7 protein-coding genes are annotated in these 12,843 nt (G+C 71.3%); all 7 read left to right on the top strand.

The features are described 5' to 3' along the window. Positions 1 to 53 precede the first annotated feature (53 nt). The 7 genes from ACLQ26_RS21150 (at position 54) to ACLQ26_RS21120 (ending at position 12,830) form a co-directional block, all read left to right on the top strand. Positions 54 to 755, top strand: coding sequence for an amino acid-binding protein (locus tag ACLQ26_RS21150; RefSeq protein WP_425746073.1), 702 nt, complete (start codon positions 54 to 56; stop codon positions 753 to 755). Positions 756 to 1,021: 266 nt separating this feature from the next. Next, positions 1,022 to 2,098, top strand: a complete 1,077-nt coding sequence (locus ACLQ26_RS21145) for a GNAT family N-acetyltransferase (protein ID WP_425746072.1) — start codon at positions 1,022 to 1,024, stop codon at positions 2,096 to 2,098. 163 nt (positions 2,099 to 2,261) lie between these two features. Then, on the top strand, positions 2,262 to 5,735 hold the full coding sequence (locus tag ACLQ26_RS21140; RefSeq protein WP_425746071.1) for an ALF repeat-containing protein: 3,474 nt from the start codon (positions 2,262 to 2,264) through the stop codon (positions 5,733 to 5,735). 30 nt (positions 5,736 to 5,765) lie between these two features. Continuing rightward, positions 5,766 to 6,251 (top strand): hypothetical protein, encoded by a 486-nt coding sequence (locus ACLQ26_RS21135; RefSeq protein ID WP_425746070.1) that lies wholly within the window; start codon positions 5,766 to 5,768, stop codon positions 6,249 to 6,251. 174 nt (positions 6,252 to 6,425) lie between these two features. After that, positions 6,426 to 9,317 carry a glycoside hydrolase family 9 protein gene (locus ACLQ26_RS21130; RefSeq protein ID WP_425746069.1) on the top strand — a complete coding sequence of 964 codons (2,892 nt, stop codon included), beginning with the start codon at positions 6,426 to 6,428 and terminating at the stop codon, positions 9,315 to 9,317. A gap of 148 nt (positions 9,318 to 9,465) precedes the next feature. Continuing rightward, complete coding sequence (locus ACLQ26_RS21125; RefSeq protein WP_425746068.1) at positions 9,466 to 9,852, top strand: hypothetical protein; 387 nt, start codon at positions 9,466 to 9,468, stop codon at positions 9,850 to 9,852. Between the two features lie 476 nt (positions 9,853 to 10,328). Next, positions 10,329 to 12,830 (top strand): non-reducing end alpha-L-arabinofuranosidase family hydrolase, encoded by a 2,502-nt coding sequence (locus ACLQ26_RS21120; protein WP_425746067.1) that lies wholly within the window; start codon positions 10,329 to 10,331, stop codon positions 12,828 to 12,830. Positions 12,831 to 12,843: the final 13 nt, after the last annotated feature.

The raw sequence follows: 12,843 nt of genomic DNA, 5'->3' as shown, positions 1-12,843 counted from the left end.
GTGACGCAGCCTGCCGGCCGCCTGTCGCCGGCCCGCCGAGCGGAGGGACAGACATGTTGCTGCGAGTTCGGGTCACCCTGCCGGACCGTCCGGGCACCCTCGGCCAGGTCGCCCGCACGCTGGGTGTCTCCGGCGCGGACATCGTCCAGGTGGTGGTCCTCGAGCGTCTCGGCGGGCGCGCGGTGGACGACTTCACAGTGGTGTGGCCCGGCGCGGCTCGGGTCGAGCGGCTGCTGGCCGGCCTCGCGGCGATTCCAGGCGTACGGGTGGACGGGGTGTGGCGGGCGATCGGCGCGCCCACCACCACCGGTCAGGACGCGGAGTTGCTCGCGCAGGTCGCCGCCAACCCGGCCGACGGGCTGGCGACCCTTGTCGACGCGGTACCGGGACTGCTGGCCGCCGACTGGGCGGTCGCCGCCGTGGTCCCGGTGGACTGGGCCTCGCGCACCGGGGGCGGTGGCGCCACCGTGGGCCACGCGAGCTGGCGTGCTCCCGTACCGCTGCGGTTGCCGGAGGTGACCCCGCTGCGCGGCCGGTCGATGACCACGCCCGACGGCACCCACCACGCGATCGCGCCGTTCGGCCGGGCCGGCCTCGTGCTGGTGGTGGCCCGCGAGCACAACGACACCCTCTGCGCGGCGAATTTCCACAGCACCGAGGTCGACCGGCTCGCCCAGCTCGTCCGGGCCAGCGCGGTGATCCTCGGTGACCGGCTCGACCTCGTCGGCACTCCGCCGGTGGTCGCCGGCCCCTGAACGGCCTCTGCGCGGCCTGAGGGCCTGTTTCAGAAGAACTGGCCGGCCTGCGGCAGGCCCGGACGACGACCGGCGGCGTTGCGGTTTCGTCTGGATACAACACCGGTATCCGGACGAAACCGCGCCTTGCCGGATCGCCGCCCGGACTCCGCCTCGGCTCGACCGCCCTTCTGAAACAGGCCCGGGGAGTTCCCGGGCCGACACGGCCGAGCAACCGGGCGGCAACAGCCGGGGGTGAGGCTCTGAGGTGGGGAAGGGAGCCAACCATGACGTTGTGGCGGATTCGGGCCACCGTGGACGACCGACCGGGTTACCTGTCGGTTCTCACGGCGAGCCTCGCGCTGCGTGGGGTCAACATCCTCACCGTGCAGGTGCAGCCCACCGAGCAGGGTGCGGTGGACGACTTCCTGGTCGACGCGCCGGACGCGCTCGACGAGGCCGAGCTGATCGCGGCGGTCGAGCGGGGTCGTGGCCGGGACTGCTGGGTGGCGCGCAGCGAGGCGCGTGGCCTGGCCGACCAGCCGACCCGGGTTCTCGGGCTGGCCAACCGACTGGTGCGTGACCCGGACGCGACGGGTGAGGCGCTGCGTACCCTGCTGGCTGCCGATGTTGTCAGCTGGCGGCCAGCGTTGGTCGGCGTCGAACGGGGGATCACCGGGGCCAGCATGTTGCTGGCCGATCCGGCGGGCGGTTCGTTCGCGCTGCGCCGCGCCGCGCCCGACTTCACCCCGGCGGAGTACGCGCGGGCACAGGCCCTGGTCGAGCTGGCCGCCACCGTGACGCGCCGGGCCGCCGAACAGGTCACAGTGGTGCTGCCCGACGGGGCCGAGGTGGTCGTCCGGCCGGCCGGCGCCCACGATCTGTCCGGTGTGGTGGAGCTGCACGAGGCGTGCTCACCGCGCAGTCGGCAGCGGCGTTATCTGGGCGGGTCGGCGCTGCCGCGGCCGGCCCGGCTACGCCGGCTGCTGGAGCCGACCCGAGGGCTGACGCTGATCGCCACCAGCAGCGGTGCCGACGGCGCGGCCGAGTCGGTGGTTGCCATGGCGAACCTGCTCGGCGAGGGCGACGAGGCCGAGGTCGCGCTGCTGGTGCGCGACGACTGGCAGCGGCGAGGGCTCGGCTCGGCGTTGCTGCGCCGGTTGGTCCGGCACGCCGACGCGGCCGGGTACGCGGCGTTGGTGCTGCACGTCCAGGCGGAGAACACCCCGATGCTGCGGACGCTGCGGCGACTGGACCGGCCCGGCTCGGTGGAGCACGACGGCGCGCTGCTCACCCTCACCGTTCCGCTCGCCGTCGCCGTCGCCGCCCCGGCGGAGCGGCCGGGCGTGGCGTCCGTGCCCTGACGAAGGCCCCCGCTCAGGAACCGGGACGGGCACCGTCCACACTGTTCCCACGGGGCGATGCGGGGCGGCGATCTTCGATATCCTGGGGCCCGCCCGGGGCGATCCGTGGCCCCGGTGACCATCGAAGATTCATGGGGGTTCGATGTTCAGTCCGGGCAGAACCATGTCCAGATTCCGGGGCCGAGGTCGGCTCGCTCGCGGCGCGCTGACCGGGGCACTGGCACTGTCGCTTGTGGTAAGTGTCGGCGTCGGCGGGGCGGAGGCCGCCGACGCGCCGCTGTCCGACCGCGCGCAGGTGCTCGCGCTGTTCAAGTCGGGCGGTCCGAACGTGTCCCGGCTCGCCCGCGCGTGTCTGCTGGGTTCGGACGCCGAGGTGCGCCAGTTCCTCGCCACCGGCCAGCAGCAGGCGCGAGAGTCCGACGACCGGGTCCGCCTCGCGCAGATGATGAGCCTGAGCGGCCCGACGACGAATGCCGCCGCGCAGGTGGTGCTCGGCAAGACCGAGCAGGATGTGCGGACCTTCCTGGAGACCGGCTACCAGGAACCGATGGAGCAGGATCTGCGGATCCAGGTGGGTCGGGCCATGAGCCAGGGCGGGCCGGTCATGAAGGCCGCCGGGCAGCAGGCGCTCAACGGTGACGAGAAAGCCATCGCCACCTTCCTGGTCGTCACCCAACAGCAGGCCAAGGAGCAGGACGACCGTATCCTGGTCGGGCAGATCATGACGGCGGGCGGGCCGACCGTCAGGGCCGCCGCGCAGACGGCGCTCAACGGCACCGTGGACGACATCCGGTACTTCCTCGACCATGGTCAGGAGGTCGCGCGGGCGCGGGATCAGGAGATCCTCTCGGTGTCCCAGCTGGCCGAGCTGGCTCGCCAGGCGGGCCAGACGGCCGCAGAGGAGACGCTGGCGGCGGAGGACGCCTCGAAGCGCGCGGTGACGGCCGCCCAGCTCGCCAAGGCAGCGGCGGAGAAGGCAGCGGCGGAGACCGCCGCGGCGCAGGGGTCGGCCGCGAAGGCCGCCGCTGCCGCCGGTCGGGCCGCGGATGCCGCCCGACGGGCCGCCGACGCCGCCCAGGACGCGACGAACGCGGCCAGCGCGGCGAACCGTGCCGCGCGGGTCGCCGCGAATGCGGCGTCCAGGGCCGCCGCCGCCGCGGCGATGGCCGGCAAGGCCGCCTCGAAGGCGTTCTCCGCGGCGGGTGCCGCGGCCGGCGATGCCAGCAAGGCGGCGGGGGCGCGAACCGCGGCGCAACAGGCGCGAGCTGCCGCCGAGGCGGCGGAGACGGCTGCCGCCGCGACCCAGAAGGCGGCGAACGCCGCCGACGCGTCGGGTGCCGCGGCGCACGCGGCGCGTAATGCCGTGACCAACGCCCAGGCCGCCGCCGCGGCGGCCGAGGAGGCGGGTAACTACGCCCAGGCCGCCGGCGGCGAGGCGGAGCGCGCCAAGCGGGCCGCGGCCGAGGCACGACGGCAGGCCGCCATCGCCGACCGTGCGGCGGACGCCGCCGAGGCTCTGGCGCGGGAGTCCGGGCGTGCCGCCCGGCAGGCGTATCAGTTCGCCATGGATTCGGCGCGGCACGCCCGAGCGGCCGCCGCGGCTGCGGACGACGCCGCCGCGCACGCCGGGGAAGCGGCGGACGCGGCGGGCGAGGCGACTCGCCATGCCGCGTCGGCGAAGGTGGCCGCCGACGTGGCGACGCAGGCCGCGGCCCAGGCTGATCAGGTCGAGGCCACGGCCCGGCAGGCCGATGTGCTGCGTCTGGACCTGGAGACCGAGCAGGCTGTCCAGGAGGCGCAGAAGGCGCGCACCGCCGATCTCGACCGTCCGGTGGAGATTCCGTTCGACCGTCCTGAGCTGGATCGGGTGGACGACGAGACCGAGCGGCTGCTGGCCGAGGCGTCGGCTCCGGGAGCGCCCGCCAGCACGGTGCTGGCCAGCGGGCGGCAGGCGGCCCTTCGCCTACTGGACATCGCCGGCCCGTGGACCCGGGCCGCCGCCGAGGACGCCCTGACCGGCTCCGAGGCGGACCTGCGGCAGTTCCTCACCACCGGCCGTCTGCTGGCCGCCGAGCAGGATGACCGTGGGCGGGTGCTGCACCTGGCCGAGGGTGGCGGACCGGCGGCCTTCAAGGAGGCCGCGGAGGCGGCGCTCGGCGGCGACCACAACGCTGTCCGTGCGTTCCTCGACGGCAGGGACTACCCGGGCAAGGAGCTGGACGACCGGGTCAAGGTCGGCCAGATCATGAGCGCCGGCGGGCCCACCACCAAGGCGGCGGCGCAGACCGCGCTGAACGCTGGCACGGACGCCGTGGTCCGGTTCCTGCGCACCGGCCGGTACGAGGCGGCGGAGATCGACGACCGGATCACCGCCGGCCAGATCATCACCGCCGGCGGTCCCGAGGTCAAAGCCGCCGGTCGGATCGCCCTCGAGGGACCTCGGGGCTACATCCGGTATTTCATTGAGACCGAGCAGTTCAAGGCCCGTCAGCGTGACCAGGAGGCAGCGACACACGCCGCCACCGTGCGGCGCTACGTCGCGGAGGCGGGTCAGTACGCCGCCAATGCCCAGAAGGATGCGGCCGACGCCGGTTACGCGGCGGCGGTGGCGCGCAGGGCGCAGGCCGAGGCCGAGGCGTACGCCCGGCAGGCGAGCCAGTCCGCCCAGCTGGCGGCCGGTTACGCCGCCGACGCGCAGGCGTCGGCGGTGCAGGCCAAGGCCTCGGCGGACCAGGCCGCGGCTGCCGCGCAACGGGCCCGGGACGCCGCTGCCTCGGCGCAGCGGGCCGCTCAGTCGGCCACGCGGTCGGCGAGTGAGGCGAACGCGTCGGCCGCCCAGGCCCGCAACTACGCCGTGGCGGCCCAGTCGTCGGCGGCTCGGGCCCGCGCCTCGGCGATCGAGGCAGGAAAGGACGCCGTCCTCGCGGCCCAGGCGGCGCTCGAGGCGATGCAGATCGCGGTGCAGAAGCAGCGGGACGAGGAGCAGGCGCGGCTGGCCGGCCAGTTGATCGTCACCGAGCCCGATCCGCAGAAGGATCCCTACGATCCGACCACGCCTTCGGACAATGGCGCCTTCGGCTCGAAGACCCCGCCGTGGAACGAGCCGACCGCGCTGTTGGAGATGCGGGCGCAACTCTGGACGACCATGCAGGGCGTCTGCGCGTTGACCACCCAGGCCTGCGCGTTGTGGAAGCACTACTACAACGCCTCGGGCGACGACTTCTCCGTCAACGTGGACGACTACCTGAGGGACGGCCAGTTCCGGTCGGCCGTCAACACCGACGTCGAGGGCCTGCTCGCCTCGGCCCGTAGCCGGTGCGCCAGCAGCGGACAGTCGTCCTGCATCTACAACATCGACTCGATGTGGCGGGGGGTGAGCATGACCGAGAACCTCGACTACCGGCTGGGGGTTCGAGGTGTCCAGTACCGGGTGAGCGGGTCCGTCAGCGTCTCGACGGTCAACGGTGTCCCCAAGACGTCGGGCAGCTACCGGGTCGATGTCTACAAGGACTGGAACTTCGACGCGGACGAGGAGATCTGGGGCATCTCGTTCAGCGACTACGCAGCCATGCACACGTACGGGGTGGCACAGGAGTTCACGGTCAAGGGCACCAGCAGCACCCAGAGTCTGGGCTGACAGGTGCCTTCCGCCGTAGGGTTACCGGCTATGGCCTGGAGGCGGCGTCTGGTGGTGGCGGGTGCGGCGTTGGTCGTACTCGCCGCCGCCTTCGGCGTGGCGCTGTGGGGCAAGGGCCCCTTCGACGGGCGGGCCTACCCGTCGAGCAGGTGGGACAAGTCGATGGGTGAGATCTTCGATCAGTTTCGGGTACGCGTGCCCGACTGTGCTCTCGACGATCTGCGCTACTGGTCGGGCGACTACATCGACGACAACCTGTACCTGACGTTCGAGTCCGACGCCGCCTGCGTGGACGGTTTCCTTCGGGACAACGAGCTCGCCGGCGGCACCACCGTCAGTCGAGACGACGCTCTCCGGTTTCGCGACACGAAGACCACCGACTGGGGCTGGTACGAGGACGGTAGTGCCTCCTACCAGCGCCTCCGGAACAGGCCACTTCGGGACACGGAGATCACCGTCGAGGTGGCGACTGCGGGGGAGCGGCGCCGGGTCTACCTGCGTGGCGTGGAGTTCTAGCCCGCAGCCGTCGACTCTTCACAAGTCGCCAGCTCCGGGCTAGATTGACGTCCATCTGTGGGAGCGCTCCCGAGGCGCCTCCGACTCCACCACCACAGCCGCCGGGCAACCCGTACACCCGAAGCCGTCCCGCTCGATCGGGCTGCCCGGCGGCACCACCGACAGGAGTGCGCCATGTCCTACCCGGCACGGATTCGCCGGCGGCCCGCGCAGCCGGTGCGAGACCAGCCCTGGCCCCGACGACTGCTGACCGCCGGCCTCGCCCTGCTCACCGGGCTGTCCCTCGCGGTCACCGCGCCGCCGGCCGGCCCCGCGTCCGCCGCTCCCGCCTTCAACTACGCCGAGGCGTTGCAGAAGTCGCTGCTCTTCTACGAGGCGCAGCAGTCGGGCAAGCTGCCGGACTGGAACCGGGTCTCCTGGCGCGGCGACTCCGCGCTCACCGACGGCGCCGGCGCCGGGCTGGACCTCACCGGCGGCTGGTACGACGCCGGCGACCACGTGAAGTTCGGCTTCCCGATGGCGTTCAGCGCCACCATGCTGGCCTGGGGCGCGGTGGAGTACCGCAGCGGCTACACGGCCTCCGGCCAACTGCCGCACCTGCTCAACAACCTGCGCTTCGTCAACGACTACTTCATCAAGGCGCACCCGTCGGCAAATGTCCTCTACGGGCAGGTCGGCAAGGGCGACGACGACCACAAGTGGTGGGGTCCGGCCGAGGTGCTGCCGATGGCGCGTCCCGCGTACAAGATCGATGCGAGCTGTGGCGGCGCGGACCTCGCCGGCGAGACGGCGGCCGCGATGGCCGCCTCCTCGATGGTGTTCCGGCCCACCGACGCGACCTACGCCGACAAGCTGCTCACCCACGCCCGGCAGCTCTACACCTTCGCCGACACGGTGCGGAAGTCCTACAGCGAGTGCATCACCGACGCGGCGTCGTTCTACAAGTCGTGGAGCGGCTGGCAGGACGAGCTGGTGTGGGCCGCCATCTGGCTGTACCGGGCCACCGGCGACGCCAGCTACCTCAGCAAGGCCGAGAGCGAGTACGACAAGCTCGGCACCGAGCCGCAGTCCACCACCCGCTCCTACAAGTGGACCATCGCCTGGGACAACAAGCAGTTCGGCGCGTACGTGTTGCTGGCCAACCTGACCGGCAAGCAGAAGTACGTCGACGACGCCAACCGCTGGCTGGACTACTGGACCGTCGGCGTGAACGGGCAGCGGGTTCCGTACTCGCCCGGCGGGATGGCGGTGCTCGACTCCTGGGGTGCGCTGCGCTACGCGGCCAACACGTCCTTCGCGGCGCTTGTCTACAGCGACAAGACCACCGACGCCGCCCGTAAGGCGCGCTACCACGACTTCGCCGTCCGGCAGATCAACTACGCGCTCGGCGACAACCCCCGCAGCTCCAGCTACGTCATCGGGTTCGGCGCCAACGCACCGAAGAACCCGCACCACCGCACCGCCCACGGGTCCTGGTGGGACAGCCAGACCGTGCCCGTGCAGACCCGGCACACCCTCTACGGCGCGCTTGTCGGCGGCCCGTCCTCGGCCAACGACGCGTACAACGACAGCCGGTCCGACTACGTGATGAACGAGGTGGCCACCGACTACAACGCCGGCTTCACCTCCGCGCTGGTCCGGCTGACCTCCGAGTACGGCGGCAGCCCGCTTGCCAACTTCCCGGTCGCCGAGACGCCGGACATGGACGAGTTGACGGTGGAGACCACAGTGACGCAGGCCGAGCCGCGGGCCACCGGGCTCAAGGTGATGGTCTACAACAAGTCGGCGTTCCCGGCCCGGGCGCTTACCAACGGGAAGTTCCGGTACTACTTCCGTCCCGACGGCACGGGCCCGGTGCAGGTCACCGCCGGCTACACCCAGGGCTGCCCGTCCCCGACCACGGCCAAGCAGTACAGCGGCGACATCTGGTACGTCGAGGTCGACTGCACCGGGTACACCATCGCCCCGGCAGGTCAGTCGCAGCATCGGATGGAGATCCAGTTCAAGATCGGTGTGCCGGAGGGCGGCACCTGGGACCCGACCAACGACCCGTCGTACCAGGCCACCGCCGGACCCAACCGCAAGGTGCCGCTCTACGCCGGCACCACCCGTGTCTGGGGTGACGAGCCGGGGCCGGTCGTGCCGGACACCACCGCCCCGACCACTCCGGGCAAGCCCGTCGCGTCCGGCCTCGCGCCCCGCTCGGTCACCCTGACCTGGGCCGCATCCACCGACAGTGGCGGCAGCGGGCTGGCCGGCTACGACGTCCGCGAGGTCCTGGTCGGTGGTGACACGGTGGTGAACCGGCCCGTCACCGGCACCACGCTCACCATCTCGACACTGTTGCCGGAGCACACGTACGAGTTCGCCGTCGTGGCCCGCGACGGCGCCGGCAACCGGTCGGCGGCCTCACCTGTGCTCGCCGTGACCACACCGCCCACCGGCTCCGCCGACACGACCGCGCCGAGCACACCCGGCACCCCTGTCGCCTCGGCGGTCACCGCCACCGGGCTCACCCTGGCCTGGACCCCGTCGACCGACAACGTGGGCGTCACCGGGTACCGGGTCTACCGCGAGGCCGGCGCCACCGACGCGCTCGTCGGCTCGCCGAGCGGCAGCACGCTCGCCGTCACCGGGCTGACGGCCTCGACGGCGTACCAGTTCTACGTGGTGGCGGTGGACGCGGCGGGCAACACCTCCGCGGCGTCCGCGCCGGTCGCGGTGACCACCGCGCCCGCCCCGGTCGGCGGCACCTGCTCGGTGGGGTACGCCACCACCGACTGGAGCACCGGCTTCACCGCCACGGTGACGATCACCAACACCGGCACCACCGCGATCAACGGCTGGACGCTGCGGTTCAGCTTCCCCGCTGGGCAGACCGTCAGCCAGGGCTGGTCGGCGACGGTCAGCCAAACCGGCGCCGCGGTCACCGCGACGAACCTGTCCTACAACGGCACGATCGCGCCGGGCGCGTCGGTGAGCTTCGGCTTCAACGGCAACCACACCGGCACCAACCCGAAGCCCACCGCCTTCACCGTCAACACCACCGCCTGCACGGTGGCCTGAGGCTTCGAACCTTCGAGATCGAGGACAGTTTCCGTTCAGCCAGAACGGAAACTGTCCACGATCTGCGCCCGTCGTACGCGCACAGTCGTACCAGGGATGACGTCGCCGGGCGGACGCGGACCGGATCGCGTCGGACCAGGGTGGTGAGATGACTGTTACCGCACGGACCTTCACCATCGCCGGCCTCGTCGTCGGCGCCGCGGGCATCGGCGTGCTGTGGGCCGCCGGAGTCGAGTTCCCCATCGCCGTACCACCCGGGATGATCATTCTGTTGGCCGGCGCTCTCTTCGTCGCGCTCGCCCCGTGGCGCTTCTCGCCCGCGGTGGGGGCGCTGCTGGGCCTGTTCGTGGCCGTCGGGTTCGCGATCAGCCCCACCGGCGTGGACAACCTGCTCGGGCGGCACGGGGCCGACGTGGCTACCGGACAGGCGATCCAGTTGGTCGGGGTGCTGACCGCGCTGGTCGCCGGGGTGCTCGCCACCAACGCCGCCCGGCGGCTGCCGCAGCGGTCGGAACCCACCGCACCGCTCACCTGACCCCGGATCGTGGACAGTTGCCGTGATCTCGCCGCGGACCGGGGATAAGCCGGCGGGATACGGGGCATGCCATCGTCGGCTGATCGCCGACGTCGCGGTGATCGGCCACGAGACGCCTGTGACGCACCTCCTGCCGGGGGGACGGCTCAGCCCACACCAGCCCGCCGAGGGTGCCCGTCGGCGCCCGGACGGGCACCTGTGCCGGGTCGGCTGAGGCCCGTCGCTCCGCGAGCTCGGTCACGTCGTCCGCACCGGTCAGCTCAGCGGGTCGCGGACAGGGCCGTGACCGACATCTTCAGCTCGTCGAGCAGGTCCAGGTCACCGATCGCCGGCCGGCCCGACGCGGTTCCGAAACTTTTCCGAAACATCATTGCCCGGGCTGGCGCGTGTGCAAGCATCGACTGAGTTGGATTCCCCCCGAGACCTCCGGTCGTCCCGCCTCGGCGGCCCTGGTGTTGGCCAATTAGGAGGCCGAAATGGCAATGAGCCCAACCGATCATCCCGGCCGGACTCGGCGACGGCGATCGCCCGCCGTCCGAGCGCTGCTCGCCGGCGCGTTCAGCGTCGTGACTGTGGCCGCCGTGGCGGTGATGATGCCCTCGGCGAACGCCGCCGCGACCACGCTCGGCGCGGCCGCCGCGCAGTCGGGCCGGTACTTCGGCACCGCCATCGCGGCGGGCAGACTCGGCGACTCGACGTACAGCACGATCGCCGCGCGCGAGTTCAACATGATCACGGCCGAGAACGAGATGAAGCCGGACGCGACGGAGCCCCAGCGGGGCCAGTTCAACTTCAACTCCGGTGACCAGATCTACAACTGGGCGACCCAGCGCGGCCTGAAGGTCCGTGGGCACACCCTGGCCTGGCACGGGCAACAGCCGGGGTGGATGCAGAGCCTGAACGGCAGCACCCTGCGTCAGGCGATGATCGACCACATCAACGGCGTGATGGGCCACTACCGGGGCAAGCTCGCCGCGTGGGACGTGGTGAACGAGGCGTTCAACGAGGACGGCAGCCGTCGTTCGTCGAACCTCCAGGGCACCGGCAACGACTGGATCGAGGTGGCGTTCCGCACCGCGCGGGCGGCCGACCCGTCGGTCAAGCTCTGCTACAACGACTACAACATCGAGAACTGGTCGTACGGCAAGACGCAGGGCGTCTACCGCATGATCCAGGACTTCAAGTCCCGTGGCGTGCCGATCGACTGCGTCGGGTTGCAGACCCACTTCACCGGCGGCAGCTCGCTGCCGAGCAACTTCCAGACCACGCTGTCCAGCTTCGCCGCGCTCGGCGTGGACGTGGCGCTGACCGAGGTCGACGTCACCAACTCCTCCACCACCCAGTACGCCGGACTGACCCAGGCGTGCCTGAACGTTCCGCGCTGCATCGGCATCACCGTCTGGGGCGTACGCGACAGCGACTCCTGGCGCTCCAACGAGAGCCCGCTGCTCTTCGACGGCGGCGGCAACAAGAAGGCCGCCTACAACTCGGTCCTCAACGCGCTCAACGCGGCCCCCCCGACCTCGAGCCCGACCGCGAGCCCGACGGTGAGCCCAACCGTGAGTCCGACGGTGAGCCCGACCACGAGCCCGCCGCCGAGTGGCGGCACCGGCCGGATCACCGGCGTGCAGTCGGGCCGGTGCATCGACGTGCCCAACTCCACGCAGACCAACGGCACACGCGTCCAGCTCTACGACTGCAACAGCCAGTCGAACCAGCAGTGGACGTACACCACCGGCAAGCAGTTGCGGGTCTACGGCAGCAAGTGCCTCGACGCGAACGGCGCGGGCTCCGCGAACGGCACCGGAATCATCATCTGGGACTGCAACGGCCAGTCGAACCAGCAGTGGAACATCAACTCCAACGGCACCATCAGCGGCGCGCAGTCCGGCCGGTGCCTGGACGTCTGGGGCACCGGCAACGGCCAGCAGGTTCAGCTGTACGACTGCCACGGGCAGACCAACCAGCAGTGGCGGACCGACTTCGGTGGCACCACGCCGCCGACCTCCGCGCCGCCGACCTCCGCGCCGCCGACCTCCACGCCGCCCACCACGGCGCCGCCGGGCGGCTGCGCGCTCCCGTCGACCTACCGGTGGTCGTCGACAGGCGCCCTGACGAGCCCGAAGAACGGCTGGCTCTCGGTCAAGGACTTCACAAACGTCGTCTACAACGGCAAGCACCTGGTCTACGCGTCGAACGTCAACAGCAGCGGCTCGTACGGCTCGATGAACTTTGGCCTGTTCACGAACTGGTCCGACATGGCCTCGGCCAGCCAGACCGGAATGAGTCAGGGCACGGTGGCGCCCACGCTGCTGTACTTCGCCCCGAAGAACACCTGGGTGCTGGCGTACCAGTGGGGACCGACCTCGTTCAGCTACAAGACGTCGAGCGACCCGACGAACGCCAACGGCTGGTCCTCGGCGCAGACGCTGTCCACCGCCACCCTCCCGGACGCCCCGTACGGCGTGATCGACCAGACCCTCATCGGCGACGACCAGAACATGTACCTGTTCTTCGCCGGGGACAACGGCAAGATCTACCGGTCGAGCATGCCGCTCGGGAACTTCCCGGGCAGCTTCGGCTCGAGCTACACGACTGTCATGACCGACTCGACGAACAATCTGTTCGAGGGCGTCGAGGTCTACAAGGTGCAGGGCCAGAACCAGTACCTCATGATCGTCGAGGCGATCGGAAGCCAGGGGCAACGCTACTTCCGGTCGTTCACGTCCAGCAGCCTGGGCGGCTCGTGGACCCCGCAGGCCGCCAGCGAGAGCAACCCGTTCGCCGGCAAGGCCAACAGCGGCGCGACGTGGACCAACGACATCAGCCACGGTGACCTGGTCCGCACCAACCCCGACCAGACCAAGACCGTCGACGCCTGCAACCTGCAGTTGCTGTACCAGGGCAAGGACCCCAACGCGAGCGGCGACTACAACCGGCTGCCGTGGCGGCCGGGTGTGCTGACCCTCCAGCGCTAGGCGTCACTCCCTT

Origin of the sequence: Micromonospora sp. DT43, assembly GCF_049841645.1 — a bacterium.
Taxonomy (GTDB): Bacteria; Actinomycetota; Actinomycetes; order Mycobacteriales; family Micromonosporaceae; genus Micromonospora.
Note: the sequence above shows the minus strand (reverse complement) of the source record. Positions and strands in the feature narration are given on the sequence as shown.

Coding starts and splice junctions, on each gene's coding strand:
- ACLQ26_RS21135 (WP_425746070.1), top strand. CDS start 5,766: ATGGCCTGGAGGCGGCGTCTGGTGGTGGCGGGTGCGGCGTTGGTCGTA.
- ACLQ26_RS21150 (WP_425746073.1), top strand. CDS start 54: ATGTTGCTGCGAGTTCGGGTCACCCTGCCGGACCGTCCGGGCACCCTC.
- ACLQ26_RS21145 (WP_425746072.1), top strand. CDS start 1,022: ATGACGTTGTGGCGGATTCGGGCCACCGTGGACGACCGACCGGGTTAC.
- ACLQ26_RS21130 (WP_425746069.1), top strand. CDS start 6,426: ATGTCCTACCCGGCACGGATTCGCCGGCGGCCCGCGCAGCCGGTGCGA.
- ACLQ26_RS21140 (WP_425746071.1), top strand. CDS start 2,262: ATGTCCAGATTCCGGGGCCGAGGTCGGCTCGCTCGCGGCGCGCTGACC.
- ACLQ26_RS21125 (WP_425746068.1), top strand. CDS start 9,466: ATGACTGTTACCGCACGGACCTTCACCATCGCCGGCCTCGTCGTCGGC.
- ACLQ26_RS21120 (WP_425746067.1), top strand. CDS start 10,329: ATGGCAATGAGCCCAACCGATCATCCCGGCCGGACTCGGCGACGGCGA.